The sequence below is a fragment of the Rhodococcus sp. BL-253-APC-6A1W genome, from assembly GCF_012843405.1.
In the GTDB taxonomy this organism is placed as follows: Bacteria; Actinomycetota; Actinomycetes; order Mycobacteriales; family Mycobacteriaceae; genus Rhodococcus.
Genome location: NZ_JABAFB010000003.1, coordinates 410,520 through 419,447 on the forward strand (window position 1 = coordinate 410,520; position 8,928 = coordinate 419,447).

General features: G+C 66.4%; 9 protein-coding genes and 1 tRNA gene. 6 read left to right on the forward strand and 4 right to left on the reverse strand.

What is annotated here, in order from left to right:
• The first annotated feature begins 106 nt into the window (after positions 1-106).
• The 3 genes from cofC to HF877_RS06605 are packed head-to-tail and all read left to right on the forward strand — an operon-like array spanning position 107 to position 4,002.
• Positions 107-829, forward strand: coding sequence for a 2-phospho-L-lactate guanylyltransferase (gene cofC / locus HF877_RS06595; RefSeq protein WP_169620354.1), 723 nt, complete (start codon positions 107-109; stop codon positions 827-829).
• A 32-nt stretch (positions 830-861) separates the two neighbouring features.
• Entirely contained in the window at positions 862-3,042 is a 2,181-nt protein-coding gene (locus tag HF877_RS06600) for an RNA degradosome polyphosphate kinase (RefSeq protein ID WP_169620402.1), read from the forward strand.
• Between the two features lie 12 nt (positions 3,043-3,054).
• Positions 3,055-4,002, forward strand: coding sequence for an NUDIX hydrolase (locus HF877_RS06605; protein ID WP_169620355.1), 948 nt, complete (start codon positions 3,055-3,057; stop codon positions 4,000-4,002).
• A 180-nt stretch (positions 4,003-4,182) separates the two neighbouring features.
• On the opposite strand, the gene HF877_RS06610 is transcribed toward HF877_RS06605, so the two are convergent.
• The 3 genes from HF877_RS06610 to leuC form a co-directional block, all read right to left on the reverse strand.
• Positions 4,183-4,944 (reverse strand): HU family DNA-binding protein, encoded by a 762-nt coding sequence (locus HF877_RS06610; RefSeq protein ID WP_169620356.1) that lies wholly within the window; start codon positions 4,942-4,944, stop codon positions 4,183-4,185.
• Positions 4,945-5,113: 169 nt separating this feature from the next.
• The gene (gene leuD / locus HF877_RS06615; protein ID WP_169620357.1) at positions 5,114-5,710 is read right to left on the reverse strand and encodes a 3-isopropylmalate dehydratase small subunit; all 597 of its coding nucleotides are present in this window, start codon (positions 5,708-5,710) and stop codon (positions 5,114-5,116) included.
• A 25-nt stretch (positions 5,711-5,735) separates the two neighbouring features.
• Complete coding sequence (gene leuC / locus HF877_RS06620; RefSeq protein WP_206036659.1) at positions 5,736-7,154, reverse strand: 3-isopropylmalate dehydratase large subunit; 1,419 nt, start codon at positions 7,152-7,154, stop codon at positions 5,736-5,738.
• Between the two features lie 127 nt (positions 7,155-7,281).
• On the opposite strand from leuC, the gene HF877_RS06625 reads away from it, so the two are divergent.
• The 3 genes from HF877_RS06625 (at position 7,282) to HF877_RS06635 (ending at position 8,796) form a co-directional block, all read left to right on the forward strand.
• Positions 7,282-7,983, forward strand: a complete 702-nt coding sequence (locus HF877_RS06625) for an IclR family transcriptional regulator (protein WP_169620359.1) — start codon at positions 7,282-7,284, stop codon at positions 7,981-7,983.
• Between the two features lie 44 nt (positions 7,984-8,027).
• Positions 8,028-8,540: a PPOX class F420-dependent oxidoreductase gene (locus tag HF877_RS06630; RefSeq protein WP_169620360.1), complete on the forward strand. Its 513-nt coding sequence runs from the start codon at positions 8,028-8,030 to the stop codon at positions 8,538-8,540.
• Positions 8,541-8,622: 82 nt separating this feature from the next.
• The gene (locus HF877_RS06635; protein WP_169620361.1) at positions 8,623-8,796 is read left to right on the forward strand and encodes a DUF5302 domain-containing protein; all 174 of its coding nucleotides are present in this window, start codon (positions 8,623-8,625) and stop codon (positions 8,794-8,796) included.
• 56 nt (positions 8,797-8,852) lie between these two features.
• Here the strand turns inward: HF877_RS06635 and HF877_RS06640 are convergent.
• Positions 8,853-8,925, reverse strand: a tRNA-Glu gene (locus tag HF877_RS06640).
• Between the last annotated feature and the right edge of the window lie 3 nt (positions 8,926-8,928).

Consider the following 8,928-nt stretch of genomic DNA (forward strand, 5'->3'; position numbering starts at 1 on the left):
CTTCCGGCACGCGCGTCACTGCACGCTGTTGCTTTCAGTATCGCCCAGGTGGACGGACGGCACCGCGACCCGCCCTCGCCCGCGACCGGCTGGCACAATCACGCCCATGCCCGCGGTGCACATTCTCGTCCCGGTCAAGGCCCTCGGCCTGGCCAAGTCGAGACTGGCGCATGCCCTCGAACCGGACGCACGCGCCGAACTGGTGCTCGCGATGCTCGAGGACACCCTCGCCGCAGCCCGGAACACCGACGACGCCGTGGTCACCGTGATCACCTCCGACCACCGGGTTGCGGCCGTTGCCCGACGGTCGGGCGCAGCGGTGCTCGCAGATCCCCCGGCCGCGAGCGGTCAGGACCGGCAGGATTCGCTGAACGCGGCCCTGCGATCTGCTGCCGAACACGCCCGGGACGACTCGCCCGGTGTCGATCTCGTCGCGTTGCAGGCAGACCTTCCCTCCTTGCGCCCCCACGAACTGGCCGAGGCACTCGAGGCGGCCCGCGCGACGGGGACCATGATCGTCGCCGACCACACCGGCTCGGGTACCACCGCACTTCTCCACTGCACGTCGCAGCGTCCGCTGCACCCCCGGTTCGGTCCGGACTCCGCGCACCGGCACCTCGAGGCCGGTGCCCTCGCCGTGGAGGCGCACCTGCCCGGCCTGCGACTCGACGTCGACACGATCGACGATCTGGGGGCCGCGGTGCGTCTGGGAGTCGGTGCGGCCACCGCCGCGTTGCTCGACCGGATCGGCTCCGCGCTTCCCTTCCCGTATCCGACCTCCCGCCGGGAGCCTCATACTTCACCGGTTCCTGACACAATGGGACGGTGACCAACGGCGACACCCCCGAGCAGAGCGTCGGCATCGAACAGAGTGCCGGAACCGAGCAAGGTGCCCTCTCCGGCACCACCCGACCGCAGGGACGCGTGGCCACCGCCACCAGCGCCCCACCAGCGGCCATCGACTCCCAGCTGAAGACGAACCGCAACGACGGCCTGCCCCGCGATCGGTACCTCAACCGCGAGTTGAGCTGGCTCGACTTCAATGCCCGGGTACTCGCCTTGGCGGAAGACACTTCTCAGCCGTTGCTCGAGCGCGCCAAGTTCCTCGCGATCTTCGCGTCGAACCTCGACGAGTTCTACATGGTGCGGGTCGCGGGGCTCAAGCGCCGCGCGGAGACCGGACTGTCCGTCCGGTCCGCCGACGGCCTCTCTCCCCGGGCGCAGCTCGCGCTCATCGCGTCGAGCACGCAGGAACTCGCGGGACGGCACGCGCAGGTCTTCCTCGACTCGGTCCTGCCGGCTCTCGAAACCGAGGGTATCTCGATCATCAAATGGGCGGATCTGACCGCCGGCGAACGTGGACGGCTCACGCGGTACTTCGCGGAACAGGTGTTCCCCGTCCTCACGCCGCTCGCCGTCGACCCCGCCCACCCGTTCCCCTACATCAGCGGTTTGAGCCTGAATCTCGCTGTGACGGTGAAGGATTGTGAATCGTCGGGCGAGCATTTCGCGCGAGTCAAGGTGCCCGACAACGTCGATCGTTTCGTCCGGGTCGACCGCGCCGGGTCGCTGCACGGCCTCGCGGCATTCCTGCCGCTCGAAGAGCTCATCGCGGCTCACCTGGACGTGCTGTTCCCGGGCATGGAAATCGTGGAGCACCACGCGTTCCGGGTGACACGCAACGCCGATTTCGAGGTCGAAGAGGACCGCGACGAAGACCTTCTCAAGGCGCTCGAACGGGAACTGGCACGACGACGGTTCGGTTCGCCCGTCCGCCTCGAGGTGTCCGACGACATGACCGAGCACATGCTCGACCTGTTGCTCCGCGAGCTGGACGTAGACCCTGCGGACGTCGTCCAGCTCCCCGGCCTCCTCGACCTGTCGTGCCTGTGGCAGGTCCACGCCGTCGACCGCCCGGATCTGAAGGATGTGCCGTTCGTTCCCGCAACGCATTTCGCCTTCGGGGAGAGGGAGACACCGAAGAGCGTGTTTTCGACGCTGCGCGAGGGGGACGTCCTCGTCCACCATCCGTACGACTCGTTCTCGACGAGCGTTCAGCGGTTCATCGAGCAAGCCGCCGCGGACAGCCAGGTCCTGGCGATCAAGCAGACGCTGTACCGCACCTCCGGTGACTCCCCCATCGTCGACGCACTGGTGACGGCCGCGGAGGCCGGCAAGCAGGTCGTTGCCCTCGTCGAGATCAAGGCGCGTTTCGACGAGCAGGCGAACATCAAGTGGGCGCGAAAACTCGAGCAGGCGGGCGTGCACGTGGTGTACGGCCTGGTGGGACTCAAGACCCACTGCAAGACCTGCCTGGTGGTCCGTCGTGAAGGGTCCACCATCCGCCGCTACTGCCACATCGGCACGGGCAACTACAACCCGAAGACTGCTCGGCTCTACGAGGACGTGGGTCTACTCACCTCGTCGCCGGAGATCGGCGCCGACCTGACCGACCTGTTCAACACCCTCACGGGTTACTCGCGGAAGGCGCAGTACCGCAACCTGCTCGTCGCGCCCCACGGAGTCCGCAGAGGCATCATCGAGCGCATCGACCGGGAGATCGAACACCATGCGGCGGGTCGGCCGACGCGGGTTCGCCTCAAAGCCAATGCCCTCGTCGACGAGCAGGTCATCGACGCCCTCTATCGGGCGTCCTGTGCCGGCGTCCCCGTCGAAATAGTCGTACGCGGCATCTGTGCTCTCAAACCGGGCGTTCCGGGCCTGAGCGAGAACATCACCGTGCGCTCCATCCTCGGCCGGTTCCTCGAGCATTCGCGCATCTTTCACTTCCTCGGCAGCGACGAGTGCTGGATCGGCAGCGCCGACATGATGCACCGCAACCTCGACCGCCGGGTCGAGGTCATGGTGCAGGTGAAAAACCCTCGGCTGGCGCATCAGTTGCAGGACATCTTCGATTCCGCGCTCGATCCGGCCACGCGGTGCTGGACCCTCGAGGCCGACGGCACATGGACGGCTTCCCCCGCGCCGGGCACGGCAGCGCGCGACCACCAGATGGAACTCATGCGCAGCCGCGCATCGTAAGCGGAGGCACCGGTGACCGATTCGTCCGATAAGCCGATGAAGGCCAACATCTTTGCCGCAGGTGCAGTGCTGTGGCGTCCCGCCGGTGGCGACCCCACCCGGCTCGCCGGTGGCGACGTCGAAGTCGCAGTTGTCCACCGGCCCCGATACGACGACTGGTCGTTTCCGAAAGGGAAACTCGACCCCGGGGAGACCGCAGTCGTTGCCGCGGTCCGTGAAATCCGGGAAGAAACCGGATTTCGGCCCGTCCTCGGCCGGCACCTCGGCCGGGTGACTTATCCGGTGCCCGGACACCGGAAACTCAAACGGGTGGACTACTGGGCAGCGAAGCCGGCCGACGGCGAGTTCGTCCCGAACGACGAAGTCGACGAATTGCGTTGGGTGACACCCGAAGCCGCGTTCGACCAGCTGTCGTATCCGATGGACCGCAGCGTGCTCCGGCGTTTCAGGTTGCTGCCCGCCGACACCGGGACGGTAGTGATCGTCCGGCACGCGAAGGCGGGAAGCCGCAAGAAACATCGGGGCGACGACCGAACCCGGCCTCTGGATGCGGCCGGCAAGACACAAGCGGCCGCACTTGTCCCCCAGTTGCGCGCGTTCGGCGGAGACAGCGTCACGTCGGCCGACCGCACGCGGTGCGTCGACACCGTGGCACCGTTCGCCGCGGACATCGGCGTCGAGGTTGCGCTCGAACCCTCGCTGTCGGAAGAGGAATACAACGCAGATCCCCAACTGGGCCGCAAGCGCGCACTCGACATCGTCGCGCGCGGTGGCACCCCGGTGATCTGCAGCCAGGGAAAGGTCATTCCCGATCTTGTCTCGTGGTGGGCTGCCCGGGACGGGATCACGCTCCCACCCGCCCGGAATCGCAAGGCGAGCATGTGGGTGCTCTCGCTGAAGGGCGACCGTCTCCTCGCGGCCGACCACCTCGACAGTCCGCTGCCTTCGAAGCAGTCCTGACCGCTTCGCTCACCCGGGTACGCATCCGGGTGAGCGACGGTCGCAGCATGGCATCCAGACGCCAACGGCGGCTACCGGAGATATCCGGTAGCCGCCGAGTGCCACCCGTCCCGCGCACACGCGAACCGGTGGTGGGCGCCGAACTGTTGCTCGGGCGCCGAATTACTTCTCGGTGCCGAATTACTTCTTGGCGGTCCTGCGGGCCGTGGTCTTCTTGGCCGGAGCCTTCTTCGCCGCCGCAGTGGTCTTCTTGGCCGCGGTGGTGGTCTTCTTGGCCGGGGCCTTCTTCGCTGCGGTGGTGGTCTTCTTCGCCGCGGTGCTCTTGGTCGCGGTGGTGGTCTTCTTGGCCGGGGCCTTCTTTGCCGCGGTCGTGGTCTTCTTCGCCGCGGTGCTCTTGGTCGCGGTGGTGGTCTTCTTGGCCGGAGCCGACTTTGCCGCAGTGGTCTTCTTCGCCGCGGTGGTCTTCTTGGCCGGAGCCGACTTTGCCGCAGTGGTCTTCTTCGCTGCGGTGCTCTTGGCTGCAGTGGACTTGGCTGCGGTCGTCTTCTTGGCCGCGGTCGACTTGGCGGCAGCGGTCTTCTTCGCAGCCTTCTTGGCGGCAGCGGACTTCTTCACTGCAGCAGCCGCACCGCGTTTGACGGCCGGTCCCGTGGCGGGGAGCTTCTGGGTACCGGCGATGACTGCCTTGAACTGCGCACCCGGACGGAAAGCCGGCACCGACGTCGGCTTGACCTTGACAGTCTCACCGGTGCGCGGGTTGCGGGCGACGCGCGCCGCACGGCGACGCTGCTCGAAGACACCGAATCCGGTGATGGTGACGCTCTTCCCGTCGTGCACCGCGCGCACGATCGCGTCCACAATGTGCTCGACGGCCGCCGTGGCGGTGCGCCTGTCCGAACCGAGCTTGTCGGTCAGAACGTCGATCAGCTCTGCCTTGTTCATGATTTCCTCCGCACATCTACGGTCCACCGTCAGACCGACTCCAGTCCACGGTAGACCCGCAAACGGACTAGAGTCTATGTGCCACGCGGATTCTCATGCAAATAAGTCGCAGGTCCCGGCTCGACCGAGGGGTCGAACCGAGACCTGCAGGGGCCTTTTCAGGCTCGGATCACGGGGCCGGAAGAGTCCGTGGTTTCCAAGAAGGCCTTGACTTTTCGTACTCGGAAATGGCTTCTACCTGGCGCAACGTCAACCCGATGTCGTCGAGACCCTCCAGCAGACGCCACCGTGTGTAGTCGTCAATAACGAACGGCACCACGGTCGTTCCGGCGGTCACTGTCCGAGTTTCCAAATTCACATCGAGTTCGAGCCCGGGCTGCTGTTCGATGAGTTTCCAGAGCAATTCGACGTCGTCCTGCTCGACCTGAGCGGCCAGAAGTCCGGCCTTTCCGGCATTGCCGCGGAAGATGTCGGCGAAGCGGGACGAAATCACAACCCGGAATCCGTAATCGGACAAGGCCCACACCGCGTGTTCACGCGAGGAACCGGTGCCGAAATCCGGACCGGCGACGAGAACGCTGCCACGGTCGAACGGCGGGGTGTTGAGAACGAATGCCGGATCGTTACGCCACGCGGCGAACAGTCCGTCTTCGAATCCGGTGCGGGTGACGCGTTTCAGATACACCGCCGGGATGATCTGGTCGGTGTCGACGTTGGACCGGCGCAGGGGAACGCCGATGCCCTTGTGAGTAGTGAAGGCTTCCATCGAAATATCTCCTCGGTCCTGTGCTCTAGTCCAGATCCGCCGGCGCGGAGAGGGTGCCGCGCACCGCTGTTGCGGCCGCGACTGCCGGGGAGACGAGGTGCGTGCGACTGCCCTTGCCCTGACGCCCCTCGAAGTTACGGTTCGACGTGGATGCCGACCGCTCACCCGGCGCAAGCTGATCCGGGTTCATGCCCAGGCACATCGAGCAGCCGGCCTGACGCCATTCCGCCCCTGCGGCCGTGAAGATCTCACCGAGACCTTCTTCCTCCGCCTGGACACGAACACGCATCGAACCGGGCACGACCAGCATTCGCACACCGTCGGCGACTTTTCGTCCGTCGAGCACTTCGGCGACGGCGCGCAGATCCTCGATCCGTCCGTTGGTGCAGGAACCGACGAACACGGTGTCGATCTTGATGTCGCGCAGCGGCATACCGGGTTCGAGGTCCATGTACCGAAGGGCCTTCTCGGCAGCAGACCGTGCGGTCTCCTCCGCGATCTCCTCGGGCACCGGCACCGTGGAGCCGAGCGGTGCACCCTGGCCCGGGTTGGTTCCCCACGTCACGAACGGGGTGAGCGCACTGCCGTCGATGCGGACCTCTGCGTCGAAAACCGCGTCGTCGTCGGTCTTCAGCTGTTCCCACGCTTCCACGGCCGCGTCCCAATCCGCGCCCCTCGGCGCGTGCGGACGACCCTTGATGAACTCGTAGGTGGTGGCGTCGGGAGCGATCATGCCGGCGCGCGCGCCTGCCTCGATCGACATGTTGCAGATCGTCATCCGCGATTCCATGGACAGCTTGCGGATCGCCTCGCCGCGGTATTCCAGGACGTAACCCTGCCCACCGCCGGTACCGATCTCGGCGATGATCGCGAGAATGAGGTCTTTGGAGGTGACGCCGGGCTGGAGTTCGCCGTCGACGGTGATCGCCATGGTCTTGAAAGGCCGCAGCGACAGCGACTGCGTCGCCATGACGTGCTCGACCTCGCTGGTGCCGATACCCATTGCGAGCGCACCGAATGCCCCGTGGGTGGAGGTGTGGCTGTCGCCGCACACCACCGTCATGCCGGGCTGGGTGAGTCCGAGCTGGGGCCCGACCACGTGGACGATGCCCTGGTCGAGGTCTCCCATCGGATGCAGCCGGACGCCGAACTCCTCGCAGTTGCGACGCAGCGTCTCGACCTGCGTGCGCGAGATGGGATCGGCGATCGGCTTGTCGATGTCGATCGTCGGAACGTTGTGGTCCTCGGTCGCAATGGTGAGATCGGGGCGGCGCAGCGAACGCCCCGCCAGCCGCAGGCCGTCGAAGGCCTGCGGACTCGTCACCTCGTGCACGAGGTGCAGGTCGATGTAGATCAGATCCGGCTCTCGCGCCGAACCTTCTCCTCCACCACGCACGATGACGTGCTGATCCCACACATTCTCCGCCAGAGTCTTTCCAGCCATCTTCTCCACCTGTCGTACGTGACGAACGCGAGACCGATTCAGGGCTGTCCGGCCCGCGTATGGTGTCGTCCCCGCCTCGTTCCGCATGCGTTATGCTTCCCAGCATGCGAGACGGAGGTATCGACCTATGAGACAGCATAGCGGGATCGGAGTGTTGGACAAAGCGATGACTGTCCTACACGCGGTGGCCGAACAACCGTGCAATCTCAACGAGTTGTGCACCCGCACAGGTTTGCCGCGGGCCACCGCGCACCGTCTCGCAGTCGGTCTCGAAGTACACCGCCTCCTCATGCGCGACGGTGACGGTCAGTGGCGTCCGGGCCCGGGTCTGGCCGAACTCTCCACCGGCGCCGGCGACTCGCTCGCCGAGGCCGCCTCCCTCGTCCTGCCCCGGTTGCGCGAAATCACCGGCGAGAGCGTGCAGTTGTACCGTCGCGAAGGCACCCACCGGGTGTGCGTCGCAGCACTCGAGCCGCCGACGGGACTGCGCGACACAGTCCTTGTCGGTTCGCGTCTGCCGATGACCGCCGGATCAGGCGCCAAAGTTCTGCTCGCGTGGGCCGATACGGCCGTACAGCGCGCGATCCTGCCCGACGCCGCGTTCGGGGAACGCGTCCTCACCGAAGTCCGCCGTCGCGGATGGGCGCAGAGCGCGGCCGAACGCGAACCCGGCGTTGCGTCCGTGGCCGCACCCGTCCGGGACGGTGGCGGTGCTGTCGTCGCGGCGGTCTCGGTGTCCGGACCGATCGACCGCATGGGACGCCGGCCGGGTGCCCGGTGGGCCGCAGACCTTCTCGCCGCCGCCGAGGCGTTGCAGAAACGACTCTGACGACCCCTGGTGGCGGATGTGCGTGGTATGTCACAGTTCTCGTCATGGGAACCAACCGTCGCGCCGAAATCGCTATGACCGACTCGGAAATCTCCGATTTTCTCCACCACAGCCGTGTGGCGACCCTCGCATCGCTCGGTCCCACGGGCATGCCCCACCTCGTCGCGATGTGGTACGCGGTACTGGACGGCGAGATCTGGTTCGAGACGAAGGAGAAGTCCCAGAAGGTCGTCAATCTCCGGCGCGACAACCGCGTCACCGCACTGGTCGAGGCGGGCGACACGTACGACCAGTTGCGGGGCGTCGCACTCGAGGGCCACGCCGAGATCACCGACGACCACGACACCGTGTTCGCCGTCTGCCGCGACGTGTGGAATCGGTACACCGCTCCCTACACCGAGGAGGCGCGGCCCGCGGTGGAGCAGATGATGGCCAAGCGGGTCGCCGTCCGCGTCGTGCCCGGGCGGGTCCGATCCTGGGATCACCGCAAGCTGGGTCTGCCCGCGATGGAGATCGGCGGGACCACGGCTGCGTACCTCTCCTCGCCCGCACGCTGAACCTCGGCCCCCGATAAATGGGGCGACAGCGCCGTTCCCCCGGCGCTACATTTCGAGGGCATCGGCGAAGGAAGGGGACACCATGACCGACTCGGAGAAGGAACACCTCAAACAGAAATTCCGTGACGCGCTCGAGCGCAAGAACAAGAATCAGCGCGACGGGCACGGCACCGCGCACCTCGACGCTCAATCCAAGGCTCGCGGACCGAAGGCGACTGCGGACCATCACCGCGAGTTCCGGCGCAAGAGCGTATGAGATGGGCCCGGCACGAAAAAGACCCTCCGAGCGATGCTCGGAGGGTCTTCTGCCTGTACCCCCGATGGGATTCGAACCCACGCTACCGCCGTGAGAGGGCGGCGTCCTAGGCCGCTAGACGACGGGGGCCTG

Excerpts from the sequence above, each read along its gene's own strand:
- cofC (WP_169620354.1), top strand. The coding sequence starts at position 107 with ATGCCCGCGGTGCACATTCTCGTCCCGGTCAAGGCCCTCGGCCTGGCC.
- HF877_RS06610 (WP_169620356.1), bottom strand. The coding sequence starts at position 4,944 with ATGAACAAGGCAGAGCTGATCGACGTTCTGACCGACAAGCTCGGTTCG.
- leuD (WP_169620357.1), bottom strand. The coding sequence starts at position 5,710 with ATGGAAGCCTTCACTACTCACAAGGGCATCGGCGTTCCCCTGCGCCGG.
- leuC (WP_206036659.1), bottom strand. The coding sequence starts at position 7,154 with ATGGCTGGAAAGACTCTGGCGGAGAATGTGTGGGATCAGCACGTCATC.
- HF877_RS06625 (WP_169620359.1), top strand. The coding sequence starts at position 7,282 with ATGAGACAGCATAGCGGGATCGGAGTGTTGGACAAAGCGATGACTGTC.
- HF877_RS06630 (WP_169620360.1), top strand. The coding sequence starts at position 8,028 with ATGGGAACCAACCGTCGCGCCGAAATCGCTATGACCGACTCGGAAATC.
- HF877_RS06635 (WP_169620361.1), top strand. The coding sequence starts at position 8,623 with ATGACCGACTCGGAGAAGGAACACCTCAAACAGAAATTCCGTGACGCG.